Genomic DNA, 26,344 nt, shown 5'->3' on the forward strand with positions numbered 1-26,344 from the left:
ATGAAAATCATAATATCATTCTTCACGGTTTTTATTGCTTTTAATTTATGTTTAGCTCAAAATTTACCTTATGGTTTTCCGGATAGCGATAGAACAAAAGAAATCATTAATCAAGGTTGGAAGTTTCAACTAGGAAATCCTGATGCCGAAAATTTTAAAATAGATTTAGATGATTCGAAATGGGAAACTGTTACTATTCCACATACTTTAGAATTAACATCTTTAACTCTTGATGGGTTGAACGATGATAAAACCCAACTCGTATTCCATCGAAAAGTAGGTTGGTATAGAAAAGATATCAAGGTCAGCAATTCTAATAAAAAAGTGTTTTTAGAGTTTGAAGGCGCACACCAAGTGACTGATGTTTGGATGAATGGAGAACACATCGATCAACATGCCGTAGGTGGTTACACACCTTTCCATTTCGATATTTCAGATTACGTAGAACGCGGAAAAACCAATCAAGTGACTGTACTTTGCGATAACAGAAGAAATGACGTTGTGCCTCCAGACCCAGGACCGTTTGATTATGTGAAGTTTAGCGGATTATATCGCGATGTGTATTTAGTTGAAACACATCCTGTACACGTCACTTTTAACTGGGAAACTTTAAATTCAGGCGTAAACATTACCACACCTACTATAGATCCTGTTAATAAAAACGCGGTTATTAATATTAAAACGTCGATTAAGAATGAAGCTGAAAATCCTAAAGCAGTAACACTTGTAACACGAATTATTAATACTGAAGGTATTGTCGTTTTAAGACTTACGGATAGTAAAACGATAAGCGTCGGACAAGAATATCAGTTCAATCAAATAGGAAGTCTAGAGGACGATGTACATTTTTGGGATACCGAAAATCCGTATTTATATAGAGTGAATAGTTTGGTTTTAATTGATGGAAAAGAAATTGATTTTGTTGAAAATAAAATAGGACTTCGAAAGTTTGAATTAGATCCAGAAAAAGGTTTTATGCTGAATCATAGGCCTATTGAATTGATAGGTTTTAACCGTCATCAACAATATCCTTATATAGGCGATGCGGTACCGAATGCGTTGCATTATAAAGATATGCTGCAGTTTAAGGAATTCGGATTTAATATTATGAGAACTGCACATTATCCACAAGATGATGCCTTAATCCAAGCCTGTGATGAACTGGGGATTTTGGTTTATGAAGAAGCACCAACATGGATTTCAATGTCGCAAAATGATGCATGGTGGGATAATTTAGAGAAATCTGCCAGAACAATGGTTCGAAACCATCGCAATCATGCATCTATAGTGATGTGGGGCGCAGGCGTCAACCACCGCGGTTATGTGCCAAGGATTCATAATACCATTAAACAAGAAGATCCAATGCGTTTAACGGCGTCTCAAGGTGCACGTTGGACGGGGTGGCAAGCATCAGGACTAACCGACATTAATGCGAATATGTTGTACGGTCCTTTTTTATGGGATAGGTCGGAACCTATTTTCGCCATGGAAGGTCGTAGCGGCCCCAAAGCGGTCGCACCTTACAAAAAAGACCCCATGATGACAGGTTTAATTTCTTGGACAGCCCATGCATATTACACATTTCATCCATCCCATGATAAGGCCAAAAGTAATATCGATAGAACTAGAAGCGGTATGATGACTATTTTTAGATACCCAAGACCTCAATTGAAATGGTATAAATCTGAATTGTTAGAAACGCCTTTTATTTCTATTGAAGAAGATTGGGTTTCAGGTACAGATGAAGTTACTGTTTTTAGTAATGCCGATGAGGTGTCATTAACGCTTAACGGAAAGGAAATTGCTAAAAGCAAACCAAGTCAGGATACTATTTATGATGGTTTAGAGCATCCGCCATTTCATTTTAAGAATATAAACTATAAAGCAGGAAAGCTGGTTGCAAAAGCTGTTTTTAAAGATGGAAAAGTAATTGAAACAGCTCAACAAACACCGGGGAAACCATATGCTATTAAATTGAAACTAGATACTAAAGGAAGAAGTTTTATTGCAGATGGAAATGATATTTTAATGGCATATGCTACAATTGTAGATAAAAACGGAACAACTGTAAGTGATTCGAAAAACTTAGTAACCTTTTCTGTAAAAGGCGATGCAAGTGTTATTGGAGATGGCGCAAATATAAATTCTAATCCAATGTTTACCGAGTATGGTGTTGCTCCAGCACTAATTAAAGCAGGAAATACTGCCGAAACTATTACAGTTTATGCAAAATCTAAAGGTTTAAAATATGATAGGGCAACGGTTACTTTAATTTCTAATAACACAAATTATATTCAGACGAATGCAAAACCTATTTATGATTTCGAAAGAGAACTCGTAGATCTTGGTGCATCAGACCAATTAGTACAATTCGGTTGGAACTTTTGGAATGGTGAGGATGACAATGAAAATGTATATAGTTTTAAGAATTTTGAAGGCGTAAAAGCTAAATTGACAACAGCTTCTAACGATGGAATTTGCCGATGGTTGGGGGAAATGAATGTCATCGGGAAATATGGTTTTGCTTATGGCGATGGCGTTATTGCAATAGATGATGAAGGATTAAATCTAACGTTTGAAAACTTGCCAAAAGGTACTTATAAATTAAAAACATGGCATCATGCTCCTAGTAGTAATTCTGATTCTATGGATCCGAATAAGGAAAAATTAAAATCGGTTACAATTCATAAATTACCTTATGAAACGGATTTAAAGGTAACATCCTCTTCCATAGAAAAAGCGTATGCTGTAAATGTAACAGATGGAAAGGAAATGCAATGGGAATTACCTGGAATGGGGGAGTTTGTATTCACTTCTGATGGTAAAAATCCTGTGATTGTTAATTTTGACGGCGCAGGCGATAAGGGTATTTGGCTGAATGCTTTTGAGCTGAGTGAGTGGAGGGAAAATTAAATGTTATTAAATAACTTGTTACGCCACCAAGCATGAGCTTAGCCATAGCGGATTTCGTATAAAAATTTCAAATTGAACGTAAAGAAGATTATCTATTTGAATGATTTGCATAAAAAAGAATCCGAAGGATTCAAATATGTATAGAAAATAAATAGCGATATGTTTAATGCGACCCTGACGGGGTCGAACAAACAAACACAAATTAAATCCTTTTGCTTCCGCTGCTTTTGGAGCTTTTTCTTTTCGGTCGAACAAACAAACACAAATTAAATCTGCTATTAGGCTTATTAGAAATTTGCGCATGTACCTATTTCTTCTATTTGTATTGGGAAGAATGGTATGCGCAAATTATCTTAATTTGGGTTCTGCTAGTTTGTGCTACTTTTATTGTTGATAATAAAGTCGATTTTGATGGGCTAAAGAATCTGGAGTTTTGTTTTAATTTTATTATCAGTTATTGTTATTCCATGGGTGTCTTATTTATTATTAAATGTTTTGGCAGCTTCATTTATAACAGCAGTATTTATTAGTGTTGTGTGGAAAGTTTTATTGGGAGTGTTTATAGTGTTTTTACTAGGTCAGTTAATTTTACTTTATTTAAATCATAAAAAAAGAGGAAAGACTAGTGATTACAAAAAATAATGGAGCAAATACAACTTCCCCAGCTACAACTAAGCTCCTGCTTAGTGCCGTGGATTATAACAATAAACATGATAGTTCTATTTTTTATAAAGTTCTTCTAGAGTCCAATAGCCTTCTCTATCTTTAATTTGTTCTCTAACGTGATTTACTCTCCATTGCGGAATTGCAGGTGCATCATTTAAATGCATTCTTACATAGGTTAATACGCTAGCAAGCCATTGGTTGTCCTGGTTTTTCATGCCAACCATAATCCCCGAATATTCTTTGCCGTCAATAGGCCCCGTAAGTCCATTCAATATTATTTTTGTCATTATATCTGGATGACCAGTAACCCTTGGCGAACCAATAAGTGTAGGGGCTAAACCTTCGATGCCTTCGCCGTCGGGACCGTGACAGGCAGAACAAATGTTTTTATAGTTTGTGTAACCTGAAACAATGCTATTTCTTACGTTAGGGTTTTCTAAAACATACTTCTTTTTAAGTTGTTCTATTACTGGTGGCACTTCTTTTAGGTATTCGGTAGCTGAAACCAAAATGACTTCGTTTTCAGGGTAAGCATCCATGATGTCTTTAATAACAGCTTTTGTTTCATCAGTTTTATGTGTGCCTAAAGAAAGTATCAATTGATTAGGGACATTGACGTCAGCATCATTTTTTAGAGCAGTTAAAGCCTTGAATATTTCTTTGTTATTTGTCTTTAAATAGGGTTCAGATAATCTAATTGCAGCTTGTTTTACTCTTGAATCTTCATCTTCTAAAGCGTTTAATAAAATGGCTTCACCTATAGCATCTAATCCGTCTAAAGTCCAAAGGGCATGTAATCTTCCTAAAGGCGCATCATCATTTTTAGCCATTTTTTTCAGACTTTTAACAACAGAAGTATCGCCTTTTAAAACAATTAATTTTTGGGCATTCATTCTGTACCAACCATTTGGATGATTTAAGTATGAAAGCAATTCTTTAGATGATTTATCCAGCAACTTTTCTTTTTTGGCAGGATCTATGTCATCATGAACAATTCTGTAAATTCTACCTTTGCCAATGTTTTTATCAAAGCCCATTTTTTCTACAACAGGACGTAAAAAACTTCCTTTTCTAACCCAATTGCCTTCTTGAATAATACCACGATACATATCCACGACATATAAACAGCCATCTGGACCGGTTTTCATATCTACTGGTCTAAAGTTGGCATCCGTTGAAGCCAAAAATTCGGTTTGCTCATAAGGATTGCTTAATACTGTTTTCCCATTAATACGTTCTACTTTTGCACGACGAATTAATCTTCCAACAGGCTCTGGAATAAATAAATCACCATAAAGCGGCAATTTATCGCCTAAAAATATGGCTTGACCGCAACTAGCAGTAAAGTGATTTAGTGTGCCGTCTTCACGTAAACGCATCAAACCTCCTTGAACATCAGGCGTTCCTATAATGGGCCATACGGCTTCAAAACCTTCTTCCCATTTTCCGGGCATTTCTAAATTGCCATAAAAAGGATGTTGTTGGTAGCCCAGAGCAGCAGTTTCTCCTCCTGCACTAGAATAATACAGTTGCCCGATTTCATCTTGGGTCAATCCCCATTGCCCGTTTGGAGCATCTTGCAAGGTATCTGTTTCAAGTTTACCGCGCGTAAAACGATAACGAATTGAATTTCTGGAAAGGTATAGCCAGTTATCGATACTCCAAAGCATGCTCGCCGATTGGTGCTCTAGATTCGCATTATCCCTTTTATCATCTTTTAAGAGCAATACTTTTTCATCTGCTACATTGTCGCCATCGGTATCACGATAACTCCAAATATCCCGATTGTATGTTTCGCCAACAATTAATCGATCATCTAAGGGCATAATAATTCTTGGTAATAAAAGACTGTCGATAAAAACGGTGCTTTTATCCATTTTACCATCATGATCCAAATCTTCCAAAACAGATATTCTGCTCCATGGTTCGTTTTCGTTTGTACCGTCTATATCTTGCATGTAGGTTAGCATTTCGGCAACGTAAAGTTTTCCGTTAGCATCCCATTCCATAACAACAGGCTCGTTTATCATGGGCTCGCTAGCAACCAATTCCATACGATAGCCTTCAGGTAAATACATGGTTTTAATGCTTTCTTCAGGCGATAGAAAATTTACTGCTGGTATTTTTACTATTTCGGGTTTTTTGTAAATGATGTCGGCATAAACTTTTGGTTCTTTTTTGCAGTTAAAAAAGATTAATACGAAGCTAAATACAATTAAAACAGGAACTATAAATCGTGATTTTTTCATTTAAACTAAGTGTTTTGTATTGATTGTAAAGTGCGAAAGCTCAAACTTATTGTTCTTTTAAGTGAAATAAAAGAATTTAAGGGTATAAGATAAAATGTTTTTTCAATTTAAGCTTTAGTTTTTACTTTTCCATATATTTATGTCCGATTAAAATATTTTGTCATCCTTTGAAGTATCGATTTTATTGCCTTTCGAGAGTTTTTAAACCAAGACACCCTACCTTTTTTATAAATTTATAAATTACGATGTATGAGAAATTTATACTGATTTTCAATTAGTTAGGGTCAAGTCTTTATTCTTGATTCTTGCAGCGCAGCGACTGCCGGCAGGCAGGGTCTTTTGTCTTTTATGTCTTTTATCGGACAACAATGTTTTCAATAATTAGACTCATGTAGCCGATATTATAGCCATCGTATTTTAAATAGTTGAAAAAAAGAATGAGCCAATACTTATTCTGAAAGGGGATATTTTTTGGATTTAAATAAGCCCATCAAAAAACAACAACGTGTCTTTTAAATGTTCCCGCCAATAGTCCCATTCGTGTTTGCCTTCAAATTCTTGATAAACATGTGTAATGTTCTGATCCGTTAATTCTCTGTGAAGCTTGCGATTGTGTTCAATTAATAAATCGTCTTTTCCGCAGTCGAAACGAATTTTGGGTAGGTTGTTTTTGTTTTTCAGAATAGTCCTGAATACAGAAACTTCGTCTAAATCTGTATCAGGGTAGCTGTCCTGCGGTTCTTCAACGAATAAAGGCATTTGGTCAATATGAGTAATAGAAGAATGTCCGGAAATAGCTTTAAAAATGTGTGGATATTTTACACCCAAATGCAAGGCGCCATAACCACCCATTGACAATCCGGAGATAAAAAATGTTGAATTTTTAGAAGCTACATCTATATTTTCAAGTACTGCGTGTCTCACATCATCCACAATCCAGTTTTCAAAATTTTTTCCATTATGTGGAAGATATGCAGAACCATCGCCCCACAATCCATCTGACGGCATTGCCAAAATGAATGGTTTAATGTCTCCATTTTCAATCATCTTGTTAGCCGTAAAATGTGCACCAGCTTTATGGGCCCAAATCCATGCGCTACCGTAAACACCATGAAGTAGAATTACAACAGGTAAATCTTTTGCATTGTCAACTTTCGGAACAAAAACACAGATGTCTCCTCGTCCTTTTAAATTATTCGTTTTTACGGTAATAAATCTCAGATTATTACTTTCAAATTCTGGGTCTGATACTTCGGTAGTTCTAAATTTGGTCATATTATTTAATCGAATACAATCACTCCTTTTGCATTTTTACCACTTAACATATCATCAAAAGCTTGTTGTAAATCTTCGAGCGGGTATGTTTTGGTAATCATTTCGTCCAGCATTAAATCGCCTTTATCATACAAAGCTTCTAATTTCGGAAAATCAATTTCAGGTCTCGCTGCGCCGTATAAAGGGTTGATGTATTTTTTGTCCCATTCAAACAAGCGCATATCCACAGTAATTTCTTCTTCAATACCACTTACCTGAACTGCTGTTCCAGCATTTCTTATCATGGCTAAGGGCGCAACTCCCAAAGCAGGGACTGCAGTACATTCAAAAGCGAAATCAGCTCCGCGACCTTCGGTCATTGTTTTTACAACTTCTGCTGCATTGTTTAAACCTTTGTCATTTCTATCGGCTAAAATTACATCGGTTGCACCAAATTCTTTCGCCATTTCTAAACGCGTTTCATTAATATCAATCGCAATAATTTTGGCTGCTCCAGAAATTCTTGCTGCTTGAATAACGTTCAATCCAACACCACCAGTTCCCAAAACCACGACTGAACTTCCCAAAGTTACTTGAGCCGAATTAAAAACAGAACCGCAACCCGTCATAACACCACAACACACAATAGAAGCTGCTTCAAAAGATAATTTTTCACTTTTCTTTTTCACGACTGCGGATGCGCGTACCAAGGTATATTCTGAAAGTGTACCGATATTAAAAGAGCGTTCAATGGGAGTTCCATTCCATGTAGTCCCTTCAATAGCCACATGACCTCCAGGGAGTTTCCCTGCATGATTGGCTATTACCGGAGAATTGGTTTCACAGATATGTTGGTTGCCTTCTTGACATTGAAAACAGGTGTAACACGGTGTAGCCCAATTCAAAATCACTTCATCTCCAACATCTATATGCTCTACGTCTTCTCCAATTGCCTCTACAATTCCAGCGCCTTCGTGACCTAAAACAATAGGCATGCCCCATGTTAAAGAATCATGATCTGTATGGCACAAACCAGAAGCCTTCAGTTTTACTAATACTTCATCTTTTTTTGGTTGATTTACGCTAATAGTTTCTATTGTAAATTTTCCATCGCCAATTGATATAGCCGCTTTACATTGTAATGACATTTCGAGTTTTTTTAATTTGGTTGCAAAATTAAAAGTAAAGGGTTTTACTTTACTTATGTATCATGTTTAAATAGTAACCAATCTTAACTGGTGTAAAAGTTGTATTTCATAATATGGGTTTTAATGAAGTTAGGTGAAAAAGTAAATAAAGAGTGCGTTTAAGGAGCTTAAAACATACATTCTGACCATTTGTTGTAGTTATTAGAACATATTGTTTCAAACAAGCAATAAAAAAACAAGAATTTAGTATCCCAGTTTTAAGCTACAATTTTAAATATCTTATTTCCTAAAGAATGACCAAAAAATCCAACCTTATTTTACTGCTATTTTCTGTTATTTTAATTACTGCATGTAAATCTAATAACGATAAAAAAGCGAATATAGCAGATTCACAAGAAGTTAAAAAAGTTTACGAACCCAATTGGGAATCGATTAAAAAACATTATAAAGACCCAGAATGGTTCAATAAGCAAAAGTTTGGGATTTTTATCCATTGGGGTGCCTATTCAGTTCCTGCATATGGTTCAGAATGGTATCCTAGAAATATGTATATGGATTCCGCTCAATTTACTGCAGAATTAAAACTTCAAAGAACAGGTCCTTCTGATGTAAATAAACATCACGTAAAAAATTGGGGAGATCTTAAAGAATTTGGGTATAAAGATTTTATTCCAATGTTTAAAGGTGAGAACTTCAACGCGGCAGAATGGATTGATTTATTCAAAAAAGCAGGTGCTAAATATGTAGTTCCGGTCGCAGACCATCATGATGGTTTTGCAATGTATAAATCAAATACAACGCGGTGGAATGCTGTAGAAATGGGGCCTAAAAGAGATATTTTAGGGGAACTAATGAAAGAAGGGCGCTCTAAAGGACTCATTATGGGAGCATCTTCCCATTATGCCTTCAACTGGTCTTTCTTTAATAAAAAAGATCATTTTGACACTACAGATCCAGAATATGCAGATTTATATTCAAAAAAAGGAAAAGATTTAAATGAGCCTGTTTCAGAAGAATTTAAAGAATTATGGTGGGCAAGAACAAAAGATTTAATTGATAATTATCAACCAGATATTTTATGGTTCGATTTTATGTTAGACACTCCGGAATGGAGAGAATACCGTCCAAAATTAGCTGCATATTACTATAATAAAGGCATAGAATGGGGGAAAGAGGTCGTTTTACAAGACAAGAACTTCTATGAACAAGCATTCCCCGAAGGTACCGTAATTTATGATTTGGAAAGAGGGAAATTACCAGGTATTAGAAAATTACCATGGCAAACAGATACTTCTATTGGTAAAAATTCATGGTCTCACGTAACCAATTGGAAATCTAGAACGGCTAATTCTTTAATTGATGATCTAATTGATATTGTTTCTAAAAATGGAAACTTATTATTAAATGTTGGTCCAAAAGCAGATGGAACAATCCCTGAGGATCAAAAACAAATTTTACTGGAAATGGGAGCATGGTTAGATATTAATGGAGAAGCTATTTATGACACTAAATACTGGAAAACTTTTGGTGAAGGGCCTACAGAGGTTGGTACTGGTCACCATTCGGAAGGGGGAAATAAAGATTTTACAGGTCAAGATATGCGTTTTACACAAAAAGACGGAAACCTATATGCTATACTTTTAGGATGGCCTGAAAATGGAAAAGTGGTTATAAAATCGATAGATAAAAACGAAGCCGTAAAATCTATAAGCATGTTAGGTAGTGATGAAACTTTAAAATGGTCTCAGGAAGAAGACGGTTTACATGTTACATTGCCATCTAAAAAACCTTGTGACTTTGCATTCAGTTTAAAAATACAACAAGAATAACCTGAAAGTTATTTTTGTTAATTTTGAGTTAGTTTTTAGTTTAGAAGCGGGCAGAAGTGCTCGCTTTTTTTGTGCTTTAAAATTAGTGGTTTATTTATTTTTTGGAATTTAGTCCCGATAGCTATTGGGATTGATTTTTTGGAATTTTAATACCTCGTGGGCCTGCGCCGAGGTAGTTTATTTCCTATTTGAAGAAGCCCTAATAATTAATTCAGGTTTCAAAATCATTTTATTTAATGATACTTTTTCGTCAGGATTGGCAATACGTTTTAAAAAAGTTTCTGCTGCCAGTTTACCTATTTCTTCACTATGTTGTTCAACCGAGGAAATTGATGGTGTAATTAAAGAAGAAAAAGGTTCGTTGCTAAAACCAACTAGGGCAATATCTTCCGGTACCCTTATGTTTTGTTCTTTCATAACTTCAAGAGCACCAAGCGCTGCATAGTCTCCAGAAGCATAAACCGCATCTGGTCTATAGGGAAGTTCTAGTAATTTTTTCATGATGTCCCTGCCATCAACTTTTCTTAAGTTACACTCATAAATTAAATCGTTTTCAATAGGAAGATTGTGTTTTTCTAAGGCGTCAACATAGCCTCTAATTCTGTTTTTATAAATCCGTGTATGGCTAAAACCACCAAGGTGTGCTATACGCTTACAACCTTGTGCAACAAGGTGTTCAATTACAATATGGCTGCTCAAATAATCGTCTATTCCTATATAATCAACATCAAGATCGTTTTCACCTCTATCAAATAAAATTAGAGGAATACCTTTATCCTTTATTTTTTTATAGTAGTCTAAGTTAACGGTTTCATTTGCCATAGAAGCTATAATCCCATCAACTTGTGTAAAAAGTAAAGCTTCAATACTTCTACATTCTTTTTTGTAAGATTCATTAGATTGGGTAATAATTACATTGTATCCTTTTTCGTTTAGAATATCTTCAATTTTCTCAATAATAGAAGAGAAAAAATTGCTATTTGCACGAGGAATAATAACACCAACTAAATTACTTTTGCCTTTTCTCAAGGCGCTAGCGAGATGATTTGGTTGATAGTTGAGGTTTTCGGCAACCTGTTTAACAGCATCTTTAGTCTTTTTACTTATCCTTGGGTGGTCATTCAAAGCCTTGGAAACTGCTGATGGGGTAATACCCAATACATTGGCAATATCTTTTATGGTAGATTTTTTTTTATGTGACAATTTTTTTATACTTTTGTTCCATCGTTTGAACAAATATACTATTTTTTTGTTGAGTTCAAAATTTAAACCAACTAAACCAGCACCAATATTCCCATAAATATTTGATTTAATAGTCTTTAGAGATTCTGTTTAAAAGTAGCTGTGTTTATATTTTGCTGTATTTTGCTTAATTGTTCAAACGTTGTAACAGTTAAAAAGAAGGTCGTTAAATAAGTAAAAATAATAGGGTTAAAATAATTGTTTATCTTTAAAAAAAATGGTTATTTTTAGCATATAATAAGTTACATCTTACAACTAAAAAATAATAAATAGTAAGCACATGAAGTATATAGTTTGCGAAAAACCAGGGGAATTTTTACTAAAAGAGAAAGCAGCACCAACAAGAAAATCAGGAGAAGCATTATTGCAAATCAATAAAGTTGGCATCTGTGGAACAGATTTACATGCTTACGGCGGTAATCAAGCATTTTTTACATATCCGAGAATCTTGGGTCATGAATTAGCTTCTGAAGTTCTGGAAATTGATGATAATCCTCAGGGTATAAAAGCTGGAGATAAAGTAGTGGTTATGCCTTATGTAAGCTGCGGAAAATGTATTGCGTGTAGAAATGGTAAAACCAATTGCTGTACAAACATTACGGTTTTGGGAGTTCATGGCGACGGAGGTATGCAAGAGCAAATAACTGTGCCCACTAACATTTTATTAAAGGCGAATAATTTAAGTGATGATGAAATGGCAATTGTAGAGCCATTGGCTATTGGCGCCCATGCTGTGAGAAGAGCTGATGTAAAAGCCGGTGAATTTGTGGTTGTAGTAGGTTGTGGGCCAATTGGTATTGGTATCATGAAATTGGCGCAGATAGAAGGTGCTAAAGTCATTGCAATCGATATGAACGAAGATAGGTTGACATACGCCAAAGAAAAAATTGGTGTTGATTATGTGGTGAATGCTGGTAAAAACCCTGTTGAACAAATAGAAAAAATTACAAACGGAGAATTAGCTACTGCCGTTTTTGATGCTTCAGGAAATAAATTTGCTCTAGAAGCGGGCCCAAGCTATATGTCCCATGGTGGAAGATTTGTCTTGGTAGGCTTATCAAAAGGAGACTTAACGTATAGCCATCCGAAAGTGCATTCAAAAGAAATGACATTAATGTGCAGTAGAAATGCTACTACAGAAGATTTTGAACACGTTATTAGCGTGCTAGACCAATTCCCTACGGATTCTTTCATAACACACAATGTGCCTTATACTGAGATGATTGCCAACTTTGATAGTTGGTTAAATCCAGAAACTGGCGTAATAAAGGCAACTGTAGATTTTAAAATATAAGTATTAACAACTAACTAAATTAAATTAAGAATGGCAAAAGTAGTAACATTTGGAGAAATCATGTTAAGATTAGCTCCTCAAGGATTTTTAAGATTTTCACAAGCAAATAATTTTGATGCAATTTATGGTGGGGGAGAATCTAATGTAGCAGTTTCATTGGCAAACTATGGTATTTCATGCGATTTCGTAACACGTTTACCAAAAAATGATATTGGTGAATGTGCCATGATGGAAATGCGTAAAAGAGGCGTAGGTGTTGATAAAATTGTTTGGGGCGGTGATCGTTTAGGGATCTACTTTTTGGAAACTGGAGCGGTATCTAGAGGAAGTAAAGTAGTTTATGATAGAGCATATTCTTCAATGGCCAGTATTCAATCGGGAATGGTAGATTGGGATGCTGTGTTTGAAGGAGTTGAATGGTTTCATTGGACGGGTATTACGCCTGCGATTTCCCAAAGTTCTGCGGATGTTTGTTTGGAAGCTGTCAAAGCGGCAAGCAAAAAAGGCATTACAATTTCAACAGACTTGAATTACAGGGCTAAGCTTTGGAAATTTGGTGGAGATCGTGAGGCTATCATGACTGAATTAACGTCTTATTGTGATGTTATTTTAGGAAATGAGGAAGATGCAGAAATGCACTTTGGTATTAAGCCTGCAGGAGCAGCTGTTCAAACAGCTGGACATGATGTGAAGGCGGAAGCATTCTTATCTGTTTGTCAACAAATGATGAAAAAGTTCCCAAGAGCTAAAAAGGTAATCACTACGTTAAGAGGTTCTATTTCTGCGTCTCATAACACATGGGCAGGCGTTTTATATGATGGTAAACAAATGTTACAGACACGTCAATATCAAATTACCGATATCGTTGATCGTGTAGGTGGTGGAGATTCATTTATGGGAGGTTTAATCTACGGATTATTAACGTATCCGGATAACGATCAAAACGCATTGGATTTTGCTGTTGCAGCGTCTTGTTTAAAACACACTATTAAAGGTGATGCAAACTTGGTAACTGTTGATGAAGTTCAAAAATTAATGGGTGGCGACGCTTCAGGGCGTGTTGCGAGATAAAAAAGTATGAAGATAGAAGTTTGGAGTTCGATGTGATGCTCTAAACTTCTATTTATTTATCAATTTAAAATTTTCGGACTTCCAACTACGGACTTCCAACTAATACAATAAAAATGGCACAATTTTCAAGATTAGAAGTGGCTCAAGCCATGAAAGATACAGGAATGATTCCTTTATTTTTTCACAACGATATAGAATTAAGTAAAAAAGTATTAAAAGCATGTTACGATGGTGGGGCGCGTTTAATGGAGTTTACCGCTCGTGGCGATTTTGCCCATGAAGTTTTTGGCGAATTAACAAAATACGCCATCAACGAATTACCAGGTATGATTATGGGTGTAGGTTCTGTTACCGATGGGGCTGCAGCATCGTTATACATGGCATTGGGAGCAAACTTTATTGTAACTCCAGTTTTAAGAGAAGATATTGCAATTGCCTGTAACCGTAAAAAGGTATTATGGTCACCAGGTTGTGGTACGTTAACAGAAATTACCAAAGCAGAAGAATTAGGCTGTGAAATTGTAAAGTTGTTCCCCGGGGATATCTACGGTCCTCAATTTGTAAAAGGTATTAAAGGCCCTCAGCCATGGACGAGTATCATGCCAACAGGTGGTGTGTCTCCAACAGAGGAAAACTTAAAAGGATGGTTTGATGCAGGTGTAACCTGCGTTGGTATGGGGTCCCAGTTGATCTCAAAAGATATTATTGCTAATAAAGATTATGCTAAATTAGAGCAAGATGTAAAAAATGCGCTTGCAATAGTTAAAGCAGTTCGAAAATAAAAAGATAATGATCGAAAGTTACGTTCAAATAGATCCAAAGGATAACGTTATTGTGGCTATCACACCTTTAAAAGAAGGTTTGGTAACTAACATTGCAGGTAAGCAAGTGACCTTAAAAGAGAACATCAAACAGAAACATAAGTTCACGCTACAAGACTTTAATGTGGGTGATCAAATTTATATGTATGGTGTTTTAATCGGTAAAGCCACCCAGCCCATAGCGGAAGGTTGTGCTATTACTACTGAAAATGTAAAACATGCCTCGGCGGAATTTCAGGATACTAAAGAAGCGTACACTTGGACAGCTCCTGATATCTCTAATTTTGAAGGTAGAACGTTTAATGGATATCATAGAGAAGATGGTAAAGTGGGGACTGCCAATTATTGGCTGGTCATTCCATTAACCTTTTGTGAAAACAGAAATGTTGATGTTCTGGAAGGTGCACTTTCTGAAAAGTTAGGCTACGAGACCAAAAAGGATTTTGCGGTTAATACCGATGCTTTAATTGAGCAATACAAATCTGGTGCTTCAAAAGATGCCATTTTAAATACACCGATTATTACCACCAAAGAGGAAATGTCTCAAAATAGAATATTTCCTAATGTAGATGGTATCAAGTTTTTAAAACACGATGGTGGTTGTGGCGGTATTCGTCAGGATTCAGAAACCTTGTGTAAATTATTGGCAGGTTATATCACAAACCCAAATGTTGCGGGAGCGACTGTATTCAGTTTAGGCTGTCAAAATGCACAAATTAGCATGTTGCAAAATGCGATTGATGCAATTGCGCCCAACAATACAAAAACCGTTCACTATTTAGAACAACAAAAAAGTGAGAGTGAAAGACACTTAATTGAAGAAGCCGTAAAACATACCTTTTTAGGTTTAGTTGAAGCGAATAAAATAACACGTAAACCAGCACCATTAAGTAAATTGACTTTAGGTTTGGAATGTGGCGGATCTGATGGTTTTTCAGGCATTTCTGCAAATCCAGCGTTAGGTTATGCATCAGATTTATTGGTAGCTCTTGGAGGTTCACCAGTTTTATCTGAATTTCCAGAATTGAATGGTGTTGAACAAGAACTCATCAACAGATGCGTTACTGATGAAGATTCCAAAAAGTTCTACGGTTTAATGCGTGCCTATTCTGCTGCTGCGGTTGCTGTGGGTTCTGGATTTGAAAATAATCCGTCGCCGGGGAACATAAAAGATGGTTTAATTACCGATGCCATGAAATCTGCGGGTGCAGCCAAAAAAGGAGGGACATCCCCAGTAGTTGAAGTATTGGATTATACAGAACAAGTTACAAAACCAGGTTTGAATTTATTATGTACACCGGGTAACGACGTAGAATCTACAACAGGTTTAGTCGGTTCTGGATGTAATGTGGTTGTTTTTACAACAGGTTTGGGAACGCCTACAGGAAACCCAGTAGCCCCAGTTTTAAAAATGTCGAGCAATACCAATTTATACGAACGTATGAATGATATCATAGATATTAACGCAGGAACTGTAATAACCGGCGAAGATACTATTGCCTCAATGGGCGAAAAGATTTTAGACCATATTATAAGAGTGGCAAGTGGAGAAACTGCATCAAAAGCGGTATTACACGGAAATAACGATTTTATTCCTTGGAAACGAGGCGTTTCATTATAAAAATATAAAAGACCTGTCAGGTTTTGAAAACCTGACAGGTCTAAACAAAATTCAAATTAATGCAAGAACTAAACAGAAATACAGTAAACGTCAACACTTACACCGAGCGTATCATACAATTTGGAGAAGGAAACTTTTTAAGGGCCTTTGCCAATTGGATGATTCACGAAATGAACAAACACGCCAATTTTGATGCTGGTGTTGTGGCAATTCAACCTATAAATCAAGGGTTGATTAAAATGTTGAACGACCAAGATGGGTTATACACATTATACCTAAATGGTATTAAAAACGGTAAAGCCATTAGCGAGCATGAAATTATAGATTGTATCCAAAGAGGTATCAATCCCTATGAAAATTATAATGCTTTTTTGGTACTTGCCGAAAACCCGGATTTGCGTTTCGTGATCTCGAATACTACGGAAGCTGGTATTTCTTATAGTGAAAACGATAGATTAAATGATGCACCACCTATCAGTTATCCAGCGAAATTAACCGCTTTATTGCATAAAAGATTTCAAACGTTTGGAGGTGCTTCAGATAAAGGCTTAATTGTTATTCCTTGTGAACTGATTGATAGAAATGGAGATAATTTAAAACGTATCATTTTACAATACGCAGAAGATTGGAGTTTAGGAAGTGATTTTTCAGATTGGATTAATGAAGATAATATCTTCTGTAACACATTGGTTGATAGAATTGTCCCAGGATATCCAAGAGAAAAAATGGATGCAATTACTCAGGAGCTAGGATATAAAGATAATTTGGTAGTTGAAGGTGAGCAATTTCATTTATGGGTTATTGAAGCTCCAGAAACTGTTAAAGAAGAAATTCCAGCGGAAGCTTGCGGCTTAAACATTGTCTTTACCGATAATATGGAACCTTACAGAACTCGTAAAGTTAGAATTCTTAATGGAGCACATACAAGTTTAGTGCCTGTTGGTTATTTATACGGTATTGATAAGGTACGTGAATCTTTGGAAGATGAAGTAGTAGGGACGTATTTAAGAAATACAATTTTTAATGAGATTTGTCCGACTTTAGATTTGCCAGAAGCTGAACTCAATCAGTTTTCAAATGATGTGTTGGACCGTTTTAGAAATCCGTATTTAGAACATGCCTTGATGAGTATTTCATTAAACTCAACATCTAAATTCAAAACACGTGTATTACCTTCAATTATTGAATATATAAAAAGAAAGAATTCGTTGCCAAAGGGCTTGTTGTTTTCTTTAGCATCTTTAATCGCTTTTTATAAAGGCGAAAGAAATGGCGAAACTTATGAGGTTAAAGACGACCAAGCAGCATTGGATTTCTTTGCTGCACAATGGGCAACCAATGCTATTCCAAGTATAGTAAAGGCAACATTGTCAAATACTGGTTTTTGGGGTGAAGATTTAACAAAATATGAAGGTCTGGAACATACGGTTCGTGAAAATTTGGAAACTATTCAGACTAAAGGCATGAAAACAGCTTTACAGGAATTTTCAAAATAGCAAGATGGTCATAGATTCACATCAGCATTTTTGGAATTATGAGCCTGTAAAACACAGTTGGATTGATGACAACATGGCGGTTATCCGTTGTGATTTTCTACCTTCAGATTTAAAAAAAGAATATGATGCTAACGGAATAGATGGTTGTGTTGCGGTTCAAGCAGACCAGACATTAGCCGAAACAGATTTTTTAATTCAACTGTCTAATGACAATGATTTTATCAAAGGCATTGTTGGTTGGGTAGATTTACGAAGCGAAAACGTCGATGCTGATTTAGAAAAATATAGCACATTTCATAAAGTAAAAGGGTTTCGTCATGTGGTTCAGGGAGAACCAGACCATAATTTTTTATTGAGGCCTAATTTTATAAGAGGTATTTCAGCATTAAAAAAATTTGATTTCACATATGATATTCTGATTTTCCCACATCAATTAGGGGCAACATTGGAGTTTGTGAAAAAATTTCCAAATCAGAAATTCGTCATCGACCATATTGCAAAACCGTATATTAAAGATGGTTATTTTGATGGTTGGGCCGTTTTAATGCAGGAAATTGCAAACTGTGACAATGTGTTTTGTAAACTATCGGGAATAGTTACTGAAGCTGATTACAAATCGTGGACACCCCAGCAATTGACTCCTTATATGGATTTGGTTTTAAATGCTTTTGGCACACAGCGCATTATGTATGGTTCAGATTGGCCTGTATGTTTGGTGGCAGGTAACTATGCTAAAGTTAAAGGGTTGGTAACCAATTTTATCTCAACCTTATCTGAAGAAGAGCAAAAAGACGTCATGGGAGATAATGCAAGTCGATTTTATAATTTATAGAAAAACATAAAACAAATGGATTTAGGATTAAAAGGAAAAGTTGTGGTTGTAACAGGGGCAGCTGGCATCAAGGGAAGTATAGGCGAAACTATTGTACAGCATTTGGCCAATGAAGGAGCTATCCCCGTACTAGTAGACAGAAACGCAAGAGGTTTTGGATATGCAGAAGAATTGCAAAAAAAAGGAATTGATGCTATTTTTGTACAAACGGATTTATCTGATTATAAGCAAATAGAAGCTGCAGCTAAAGTGATTAAAAAAAAATATGGTCGTGTAGATGCCTTAATAAATAACGTTGGGGTTAATGACGGAGCCGGCTTAGATGCATCTGTAGATGATTTTATGTATTCATTGAAACTTAACATGGTCAGTTTTTTTGCAATGACAAAATATTGTTTGCCAATGCTTAAAAAAGTGAAAGGAAACATTTTAAATATAGGTTCTAAAGTTGCGCTTACCGGTCAAGGTGGAACCTCTGGTTATGCAGCATCAAAAGGCGGTGTATTTGGATTAACTAGGGAATGGGCGGTAGATTTAATTAAAGACGGTATCCGTTCAAACGCGATTGTTATTGCCGAAAGTTGGACGCCAGCTTACGATAACTGGATTAAGACTTTAGACGATGGCGAAGAGAAATTGAAAGCTATTGTAAAGAAAATACCGTTGGAAAATAGAATGACAACACCAGAGGAAATTGCAGACCAATGTCTATTTACAATTTCAGAAAAGTCATCACATACTACTGGTCAGTTTATTGCCGTTGATGGTGGTTATGTAAACCTGGACCGTTCGTTATTGACCGAATAGAACATATGTTGCCTTATAAAAGACAAAATGAACTTAGAGTTCATTTTGTCTTTTTTATTTTGCGGTACTAATAACTAACTAAACTAAAGTATAGATGAATAAGTTTAAGAATATCCCAGTGGTAAGAAAGGAATTGTTATTTCCTTTTATTATAATAACATCCTTGTTTGCGCTTTGGGGTATAGCGAATGATTTAACGAATCCAATGGTATCTGCTTTTAAGAAAGTCATGCCAGAGCTTTCAAATGTGCAGGCCTCTTTAGTGCAGTTTGCTTTCTATTTTGGTTATTTCTTTATGGCTTTGCCAGCAGCTCTTTTTATTAGAAAATTCAGCTATAAATCTGGTATTATATTAGGATTGTCCTTATATGCAATTGGGGCATTTTTATTTTATCCTGCGGCCGCTAACGAAGAATTTAATTATTTTTTAATATCACTTTGGGTAATTACTTGTGGTCTTGCTTTCTTAGAAACCACATCCAATCCTTTAATATTGGCAATGGGTGATAGTGAAACCGCAACGCAACGTTTAAACTTAGCTCAAGCTTTTAACCCTATTGGTTCGTTAACGGGTATGATCATAGCCCAAGTTTTTGTTATAGGTGCTTTGAGATCTGATGACTACACAACTGAAGCATATAACGCATTAACATCGGAAGAATTAGCAGCTATTCGTGAAAACGATTTAGGTGTTATAAGCGTTCCTTATATTGCACTTGGAGTTTTAGTTTTAGTTATAATGGGCATTATAATTGGGACTAAGATGCCAAAAACAGCCGATGAAGATAAAATGTCGCTTTCGGAATCTTTTGGCAAACTAAAGGCTAATAAAAATTACATTTTTGGAGTAGTAACTCAAGCATTCTATGTAGGCGCCCAAATTATGTGTTGGACGTATATTTTTCAATATGTAGATAATATAAATGAAACTTTGGGCCTGGAACTTACAGCAACCTATTTTAACGTTACAGCTATGATTCTATTTTTAATTGGACGTTGGATTGGTACTGCTTTAATGAAAAAAATTAACCCATCTAGGCTTTTAATGTTGTTTGGGATTGGTGGTGTTATTATGTGTGCAGGAGCTATTGTCTTATCAGGTATGTCTGGATTAATTTCATTAGTTGGGGTTTCGGTATTTATGTCAATAATGTTTCCAACTATTTACGGAATTGCTCTTAAGGATATGGGAGATGAAGCGAAAATTGGTTCTGCCGGTTTGGTTATGGCAATTGTTGGTGGTGCATTATTACCTATCGCACAAGGTTGGATATTAGACTGGGGAGGTTCTGGTTTTTCAGATGTACAGGTTTTAGGATTTATTCCAGAAGTTAATTTTTCATTTATTTTACCACTAATATGTTTAGTTGTTGTTGCCTTCTACGGCTATAGTAGTTATAAACGTAATTTAAAAACTATATAATGACCAAAAGATACTGTTACGCCTGCGACCTAAAGGACGATTCTAAATTAATCGCCGAATATAAAGCATACCACGCCGAAGGTAAAGCATGGCCAGAAATAACCAAAAGCATTAAAGATGCCGGTATTACCGATATGCAAATTTACCTTACCGGAAATAGAATGTTTATGATAATGGAAGTTGATGACACTTTCGATCCCGTTAAAAAAGGCGAAATGGACGCCAACAATCCTAAGGTGCAAGAGTGGGAAAACCTGATGTGGGATTACCAACAGGAATTACCGTGGGCTGAAAAAGGCCAAAAATGGATTCCTCTGGAAAAAATTTTCCAATTGAAATAGATTAAAAATTTTTGATTATAGCAACCAAGCACTTATTTTAGAAATAACTTTCTTGATAAGTGCTTTTTTAGTTTACAGACAAGAATAGTATTTTACGCAACTTAAATCGTTCAAATTTTAATATTATAAAGTGGTTAATAGAACACTATTTAAAAACGTAAGAGTTCGCAGTTTTATCATTGGTCTTTGTTTCATCTGTTTTAACTGTAACAACAACGATAAAAAAGCACAAAATCAAGAGACATTATCTTCTTTGACCGGGGAAGAATTAAGTAAGATACATTGTGCGCGCTGTCATGCATTTCCAGAACCACAGGTAATGCCCAAGCGCTATTGGAAAGAAGTATTGCCCATTATGGGTTTTTATCTGGGAAAAAAACCAAAAGGTAAAATGCTGAATGATTATAATAACAAAACAGCAAAATACCGATTGGAGGCTTCAGGGTTATTCCCGAAGGCGCCATTGATTTCAGATGAAGAATGGGAAGCTATCAATTCATTTTATAACAACAATTCGCCAGAAAACCTTCCGAAGGAAACACCCCCAATTTTAAATACAGATGTCGCGCTTTTTAAAAAAGAAGTGTTGCCTTGGAAATCAGGCGGAGATGGTGTGACCTATCTAAATTTTGACGAGAATGAATACCATATTGGTTTTAATACAGAAAAAGAATCTTTCTATATAAAACTAGACGGTAAGGGAAACGTTCTACAAAACCATCAATTAAATTATCCATTGGTTGATGTGATAAAAAATGGGGAAGTGGAGCTTTTACTGAGCATGGGGCGCATGTTTAATGTTGACGAACCTACAGGAAGTGTTTTAGTACTTGCAGACAAGCCTCGGCAATTTATTGGCAATCTAGAAAGACCTGTGGATTTTCTCGTCGAAGATTTTGATAAAGATGGTAACATGGATATTCTGGTGGCAGAATTTGGAAAATACCTGGGAGGCATACATACTTACACCCGAAAAAATACCATAGAAAAAACGAACATTCATCCGAAACCAGGAGCGGTAAAATTTGTATTAAGAGACGTTAACAATGATGGTTTAAAGGATTTTTATGCACTCGTTGCCCAAGAAGATGAAAGCATCTATTTATTTGTAAATAAAGGTGGTTTAAAATTTGAAAAACAACAACTTTTAACTTTACCATCCTATTACGGCACCACACATTTTGAACTCCTTGATTTTGATAATGACGGCGATGAGGATATTATTTGCTCAAGTGGCGATAGCGATGATTTCGCTAGTGCTTTAAAACCTTATCACGGCGTGAGGTTATTTGAAAATCTTGGAGAAAACAATTTTAACCAAGTCTGGTTTCATAAACAAGAAGGCGCCTACGGAACGGCTTGCGCAGATTATGATAACGATGGTGATATTGATATTGCGTCAATAGGCTACTACGCATCTTTACAACACAAAGACGAAGAGGGGTTTCTGTATTTTGAAAATGTTAGTACTAAAGATGAAAAATGGAAATTTAAAACCTATGCGTTTCCAAATACATCAAATAACTGCTTTATGCTTGTAAAGGCTAAAGATATTGATGATGATGGCGATATGGACATCTTATTGGGGAGTAATTCGAGTATTTTTTCTGGAAATAGAAAACAAGAAATTGATACCCTTTGGGAACGAAAAGGAGGCGTAATCACAATACTAAAAAACACTTCTAAATAACTTAAGTTAGAATGTTAATTTAAAATCGAATGTCAGGTTGAGCACTTCTACTGCACTCAGGATAAACTAAAGTCGAAACCCAAAGAATTCGTTGATTTTTTTTATAAAAAGAAATTATCACAACGATTTACTCGCGTTAGTTATAGCCCTTCATCACTTTAGCCCATATATTATTTTTGTAAATTTCTAAAGCCTTATCAAAAAGTAGTGCCGCTTCATTTGAATTTCCTAAGCCTTTATGTCCCAGAGCGTCCAAATAATAAGAATATGATATATCCTTCTTTTTGGTAGCGGAGGCTTCCTCTACGGCTACAAGTGTATTATCGGTACCTTTTTCTCTAAAGGCTCTACTTTTTTCAATTAGTGAATTAAATATCTCATGAGCTTTTTCTGTATTACCTAACTCTTTATAAGCTTCAGCTTGAAAATAGAGTAAATCGTACATGCCTCTCCCGTTTTCAGAATTTACACTTTTTTGATAACTTTTCTTTGCTTTTGTGCTATCATTCAGTTTAGCATATACTTCGCCTTTAAAATAGTGAATCATTGCATTTTTTTCATCATGTGTAGGTTTGCCAACCTCTAAATTTTCAGGATACAACATGGCTGCATCTAAATGTTGAATGGCTTCATCATATTTTTCAGCCTTTGTCAATTCTAAAGCTTTTAGGGTGTTCGCATCTACATAATGCCAGTACGTTTCTCGACCACCTTCCCAAGTTCTAAAATGATGTTTGGACAGAAAGTCCAAGGCTTTGTCATAAGACCCATCCAAATTGTAAAGTTCAACAAGTGTTTTTGGTGCTTGTACATCCTGTTTTACAATGTCCAGGTTGTTTTCCAAAATTGCCAAACATGCTTTGTAATCAACTTCAGATTCATCGTAATATTTAGATAATTCCGCATACCATAACGGGATTTTAGCATTCAACGCTATTGCTTTAGAAAGATATTCTATGGCTTGTTGCGTATCTTTTTTATGATGAAACGCACCAAAAGCCAGGTTTCGCCATACCATTGGGATATCGGTGTTTAAATCGCTTGCTTTTTTCCAAGCATCCATGCCTTCTTCTTTTCTATTGTCATAAAGCAAATTGCCCAATAAATAATACGAAGTGGCGTTTTTAGCATCTAATCGTATCGCATTTTTTAACACAAATTCTGTTTCTTCCCGGTATGGAAAACTATAGTCTAATGATAAGTTGTTAATGGTATTTAAAACTTCCAATGCTTTAGAATCATCTCCAGATTGCGTAAGGAAATAAGATAAGTAATAGTGAATTAAGGGGTTTTTAGCATCTTTCAAAGACGATAACAATTTAATTCCATCTTCATATAAACCTGCATTCATATAGTTTGTGGCGATTTCTAAATAATTATTATCAACATCCTGCATGTTTTTATGCCATTTTTCCAAGGAATGATTGCCGCTTAATAATTCCTTCTCGTAAAGTGCTGAAAAGTTGATAGGATCATAATCCAGTAAAGCATCAATTAAAGTTTCAGCTTTATTTGTGTTTCCGGTTTTCCGAAGTAAAGCACTATATAGTACAATGATTCTTCCATCTCTAGTGTTTGTGGTATAGGCTTCCGAAATATATTCAAGTGCTTTTTCATAATTGCCTTTTAAACTTTCTAGTTGTGCCAATTGATAATTTCCGGCAGAAAACCATTGGTAATACCAAGTTGCCCTCGCCAAATTTTTATAGGCTTCTTCCATATTTCCCAAACCTCTATGTGCAAGTCCTAAATAATAATAAAGTTCGCCTTCTTTTGGCTGGTAGTATTTTATTTTTAGTTTATTGGCAGCTTTTTGTAAATAATCCAAAGCTTCGTGATATCGTGTTTGATTCACTCTTCTAATGCCAAGGGCAATATGTGTTCTATAATCGTTTGGCGAAATTTCTAAAGCTTTTAAATAATAATCATCTGGGTTTTTTCCGGGGCGGTTAAATTGTTCAACAAACCTGCCTGTTAAGTATAAATCTTCAACAGAATTAATGTCTTCCGGAGACTTTACGCTTTCTTGAGGTTCAGGTAATTCAGGACGTTCTGTTTTTTTTGGAGCATAAGAAACTAATTCATTTCCGTTAGTATCAAAAAGTTGAATGTTCAATTGGTATTCATCGATTACTTTTTTTGATGTGTAAGTGGAAGTAAAAGGTTTTGAAGGATCAATATCAATATTGGCTTCAGTTAAAACAGTATTGCCATTTTTAAGAACATACTTAGCATTATTAAAATTTTGAGTGGTATTGAAACCATAGAAAATGGTTTTTGGATTTTTCATTTGAAGCGTAACCGAAGCATCAATAGTCGCATTTTTTACAATTTCTAAATCCCGAATAGGGTACCAGTAATTTTTAGCATCCTTAACCGAATGAGGTAGGATCCAACTATAATCTGGTTGATTGTTAGAGAACGTACCCGTCATGAGTTCTACGTAAGCTTTCCCGTCATCAGTTAATTTTCTACGTGCATTCTGACCTCGAAGCCCAGGGCCGAATTGCCATAGTTTTGAGGCACTATTTTTATAAGGGTCTCCCACATGAACAGTTCCTGCATTTACGCCATAATCATAACCGCCAATAAAACCTTTTTTGTCTTCCCAGATGAAGAAGGATACTGGGTTTGGATGATTTTTCCACCATGATAAATCTACATCTTTTGGGTAACTCGTTCTTCCGTAATCATCGGTTGCATTGGATATTGGCCAATTTATAAAACTGTTATTGTTGTGATATACTGCAATTTTTTGGCTTGGCGGCCAAAACGTTCTAAAGTTCTCATTGGCAGTAATGGCAACATTTGCCCAAAACAAAAATGTTTTGGTTTTAGTACTCGTATTGTTGATTCTGTAATCTACCTCGATATAAGACTTTTTTGGATGTAAGGTCATCCCAATAACACCTCTGGCCCTAATTGTTTTTTCTGTTTCGCCAACCCAAATAGTGGTGCTACCATCTTTATTTTCTACCAATCTATAATCGCTTGGTAACATAGTTGTTGTTCTGTGATGATGCGGAAAGCACCATTCTATCCCGCCAGAAACCCAGGCGCCGAGTGTTCCGATAAGGTCTGGTTTTATAACGCTGTTGGTATGAAACATTTCATGTCCATTGGTTTTATCAATCGCAGAAAATAAACGACCTCCAAAAGCTGGTAACACTTTTATCTTAACGTATTCATTTTCAAGATAAACCATGTTGTAAGTTTCATCTGTAAGTGTGCTCCCCAAATTTGTTTGGGAAGGGTAGGGGTACACTTTTCCTTGAGCACCTTGCACGCTTCTACCTGTGTAAAAAATGGGACTTATCTCATCTTTTTTGGGTTTGTAGGTAGGGATGGTTTCTTTGCCTTCGTATAGTTTTACTTGGGCAATAATATTGGTGGAAAAGAAGGTGTTATAAGAAATATATATGCACAAGAATAAAAGAAGCTTCTGGTAATCCATTTTTATGATGATTAGTTGGTTTCTATCAGCGTAATATCATAAATATAACGAAAACTAAAATATAATGATATTTTCATAAATGTCATTTAAAACTAAGTTGAAAATTATTGTTTTGATATCGATTTTATGTAGATTTATAATTAAAAAAATTAAATTTTGTTAATCATAAAAAGCCACCTCTTCTCAAATCTAT

General features: G+C 35.5%; 17 protein-coding genes. 12 read left to right on the forward strand and 5 right to left on the reverse strand.

The annotated features are described in order from the left end of the window. Positions 1 to 2,913: a glycoside hydrolase family 2 TIM barrel-domain containing protein gene (locus ABXQ82_RS03790; protein WP_367055100.1), complete on the forward strand. Its 2,913-nt coding sequence runs from the start codon at positions 1 to 3 to the stop codon at positions 2,911 to 2,913. Between the two features lie 719 nt (positions 2,914 to 3,632). On the opposite strand, the gene ABXQ82_RS03795 is transcribed toward ABXQ82_RS03790, so the two are convergent. The 3 genes from ABXQ82_RS03795 to ABXQ82_RS03805 form a co-directional block, all read right to left on the reverse strand. Continuing rightward, on the reverse strand, positions 3,633 to 5,828 hold the full coding sequence (locus ABXQ82_RS03795) for a c-type cytochrome (protein WP_367055103.1): 2,196 nt from the start codon (positions 5,826 to 5,828) through the stop codon (positions 3,633 to 3,635). A 477-nt stretch (positions 5,829 to 6,305) separates the two neighbouring features. Then, positions 6,306 to 7,103 (reverse strand): alpha/beta hydrolase-fold protein, encoded by a 798-nt coding sequence (locus ABXQ82_RS03800; protein ID WP_367055106.1) that lies wholly within the window; start codon positions 7,101 to 7,103, stop codon positions 6,306 to 6,308. A 5-nt stretch (positions 7,104 to 7,108) separates the two neighbouring features. Then, positions 7,109 to 8,230, reverse strand: coding sequence for an alcohol dehydrogenase catalytic domain-containing protein (locus ABXQ82_RS03805; RefSeq protein WP_367055109.1), 1,122 nt, complete (start codon positions 8,228 to 8,230; stop codon positions 7,109 to 7,111). A 293-nt stretch (positions 8,231 to 8,523) separates the two neighbouring features. Here ABXQ82_RS03805 and ABXQ82_RS03810 point away from each other — a divergent pair, with 293 nt between their 5' ends. Further along, positions 8,524 to 10,059, forward strand: a complete 1,536-nt coding sequence (locus ABXQ82_RS03810; protein ID WP_367055112.1) for an alpha-L-fucosidase — start codon at positions 8,524 to 8,526, stop codon at positions 10,057 to 10,059. Positions 10,060 to 10,236: 177 nt separating this feature from the next. Here the strand turns inward: ABXQ82_RS03810 and ABXQ82_RS03815 are convergent, their stop codons facing one another. After that, complete coding sequence (locus ABXQ82_RS03815; protein WP_367055115.1) at positions 10,237 to 11,262, reverse strand: LacI family DNA-binding transcriptional regulator; 1,026 nt, start codon at positions 11,260 to 11,262, stop codon at positions 10,237 to 10,239. Positions 11,263 to 11,581: 319 nt separating this feature from the next. Here ABXQ82_RS03815 and ABXQ82_RS03820 point away from each other — a divergent pair, with 319 nt between their 5' ends. The 10 genes from ABXQ82_RS03820 to ABXQ82_RS03865 all read left to right on the forward strand — a co-directional run bounded on the left by ABXQ82_RS03820 (position 11,582) and on the right by ABXQ82_RS03865 (position 22,697). Further along, positions 11,582 to 12,595, forward strand: a complete 1,014-nt coding sequence (locus ABXQ82_RS03820) for a zinc-binding alcohol dehydrogenase family protein (RefSeq protein WP_367055118.1) — start codon at positions 11,582 to 11,584, stop codon at positions 12,593 to 12,595. 30 nt (positions 12,596 to 12,625) lie between these two features. Beyond that, complete coding sequence (locus tag ABXQ82_RS03825; protein ID WP_367055121.1) at positions 12,626 to 13,666, forward strand: sugar kinase; 1,041 nt, start codon at positions 12,626 to 12,628, stop codon at positions 13,664 to 13,666. Positions 13,667 to 13,779: 113 nt separating this feature from the next. Then, complete coding sequence (locus ABXQ82_RS03830; RefSeq protein ID WP_367055124.1) at positions 13,780 to 14,448, forward strand: bifunctional 4-hydroxy-2-oxoglutarate aldolase/2-dehydro-3-deoxy-phosphogluconate aldolase; 669 nt, start codon at positions 13,780 to 13,782, stop codon at positions 14,446 to 14,448. A 7-nt stretch (positions 14,449 to 14,455) separates the two neighbouring features. Beyond that, on the forward strand, positions 14,456 to 16,108 hold the full coding sequence (locus tag ABXQ82_RS03835; protein ID WP_367055127.1) for an altronate dehydratase family protein: 1,653 nt from the start codon (positions 14,456 to 14,458) through the stop codon (positions 16,106 to 16,108). Between the two features lie 59 nt (positions 16,109 to 16,167). After that, positions 16,168 to 17,604: a tagaturonate reductase gene (locus ABXQ82_RS03840; protein ID WP_367055130.1), complete on the forward strand. Its 1,437-nt coding sequence runs from the start codon at positions 16,168 to 16,170 to the stop codon at positions 17,602 to 17,604. A 4-nt stretch (positions 17,605 to 17,608) separates the two neighbouring features. Then, positions 17,609 to 18,436 (forward strand): amidohydrolase family protein, encoded by an 828-nt coding sequence (locus tag ABXQ82_RS03845; RefSeq protein ID WP_367055133.1) that lies wholly within the window; start codon positions 17,609 to 17,611, stop codon positions 18,434 to 18,436. A 15-nt stretch (positions 18,437 to 18,451) separates the two neighbouring features. Beyond that, positions 18,452 to 19,243 carry an SDR family oxidoreductase gene (locus ABXQ82_RS03850; RefSeq protein WP_367055136.1) on the forward strand — a complete coding sequence of 264 codons (792 nt, stop codon included), beginning with the start codon at positions 18,452 to 18,454 and terminating at the stop codon, positions 19,241 to 19,243. A gap of 94 nt (positions 19,244 to 19,337) precedes the next feature. Then, entirely contained in the window at positions 19,338 to 20,666 is a 1,329-nt protein-coding gene (gene fucP, locus ABXQ82_RS03855; RefSeq protein WP_367055139.1) for an L-fucose:H+ symporter permease, read from the forward strand. Then, complete coding sequence (locus ABXQ82_RS03860; protein ID WP_367055876.1) at positions 20,663 to 21,007, forward strand: L-rhamnose mutarotase; 345 nt, start codon at positions 20,663 to 20,665, stop codon at positions 21,005 to 21,007. Before fucP ends, ABXQ82_RS03860 begins: the two co-directional genes overlap by 4 nt. Before the next feature lie 319 nt (positions 21,008 to 21,326). Then, positions 21,327 to 22,697 (forward strand): VCBS repeat-containing protein, encoded by a 1,371-nt coding sequence (locus ABXQ82_RS03865; protein WP_367055142.1) that lies wholly within the window; start codon positions 21,327 to 21,329, stop codon positions 22,695 to 22,697. 136 nt (positions 22,698 to 22,833) lie between these two features. On the opposite strand, the gene ABXQ82_RS03870 is transcribed toward ABXQ82_RS03865, so the two are convergent. After that, a complete protein-coding gene (locus ABXQ82_RS03870; RefSeq protein WP_367055145.1) occupies positions 22,834 to 26,151 on the reverse strand; it encodes a DUF5107 domain-containing protein in 3,318 nt (1,105 codons plus the stop codon). Positions 26,152 to 26,344: the final 193 nt, after the last annotated feature.

This window comes from Algibacter sp. 2305UL17-15, from assembly GCF_040720935.1.
Lineage (GTDB): Bacteria > Bacteroidota > Bacteroidia > Flavobacteriales > Flavobacteriaceae > Jejuia.